1 protein-coding gene and 1 pseudogene are annotated in these 907 nt (G+C 60.6%); one reads left to right on the top strand and one right to left on the bottom strand.

Going from position 1 to position 907, the window contains the following annotated elements; genetic code table 11:
• Positions 1–66: 66 nt before the first annotated feature.
• Positions 67–171: pseudogene (locus ACO1BU_RS37600) on the top strand (ISAzo13-like element transposase-related protein); the annotation flags it as partial.
• A gap of 412 nt (positions 172–583) precedes the next feature.
• Here the strand turns inward: ACO1BU_RS37600 and ACO1BU_RS37605 are convergent.
• On the bottom strand, positions 584–859 hold the full coding sequence (locus ACO1BU_RS37605) for an HU family DNA-binding protein (protein ID WP_424140768.1): 276 nt from the start codon (positions 857–859) through the stop codon (positions 584–586).
• Positions 860–907: the final 48 nt, after the last annotated feature.

A 907-nucleotide genomic window follows, 5' to 3' on the forward strand; every position in this document is an offset into this window, starting at 1 on the left:
GCAAAAGCTGATCCCCAGCTCGCACACCCAAGCTTGTCAACCGTGTGGCCCCGCTGACGCATACGCTATCCCAAAGGCATCAAGGTCACGGATGCGGAGATGGCCGCGCTCGCCATCAAGCGCGACCTGTTGCACGGCGAGTGGAATTACACCATTTCACCCAATCAGTAGCCACCTTGAAGCAGTTATGTCGCGTCGGGTCCTTATGGGTCCGCGCTCGCAGCGCACCCGGGCCAGTCGCAGGGGTGGCCAGATAACAACGCGAGTTGACAGCTCATCAAATACCCCGGCCTGCCCACCACGTCTTTGTCTCACGAGCTGCAACGGGAGGTTCATGAACCCTTCCGGTGCCAGCGTTCGATGTGCAATCTCCCCTGGTCCTTGACCGCCGCCCGCCACATCCGCAGCGCCGCGCGGGCCTCTCTCGCCCATATGGCAACTGGCGAGAGAGGAGATTTACGCGAAATGCAGTTCTGAAGCCGCCGATCAAACGCAATGACGGCCCTGCGTATTGCGCGTCGCTGAAGCTAGAGCTGGAACCGTAGCGCGCTGTTCACTTCCGTGACTATCGGAACATCGCCCTTCATTCTGCAAGAACGTCCTTGACCTGCTTGGCGGGGGCGAAGGTCATCTTTCGCGAGGCGGCAATCTCGATCGCCTCTCCCGTCGACGGGTTGCGGCCTTGTCGCGGAGGAACCTGCCTGGTCTTGAATTTGCCAAAACCGGGGAGGTTCACCTCCTCCCCTGACTTGGCCGATTCAACGATGCCGGCCAGGACGGCCTCAACGGCCTTCTTGGCGATGCTCTTCTCGATGCCAGCGGTGGCCGATACGCGCTCGATGAGATCCGAAGTCTTCATGGTGGCCCTCGATGCTGTTTGGATTGAGCCGACGTGCCCGCATCATCG

Source organism: Roseomonas chloroacetimidivorans, from assembly GCF_049629625.1.
GTDB lineage: Bacteria > Pseudomonadota > Alphaproteobacteria > Acetobacterales > Acetobacteraceae > Roseomonas > Roseomonas chloroacetimidivorans.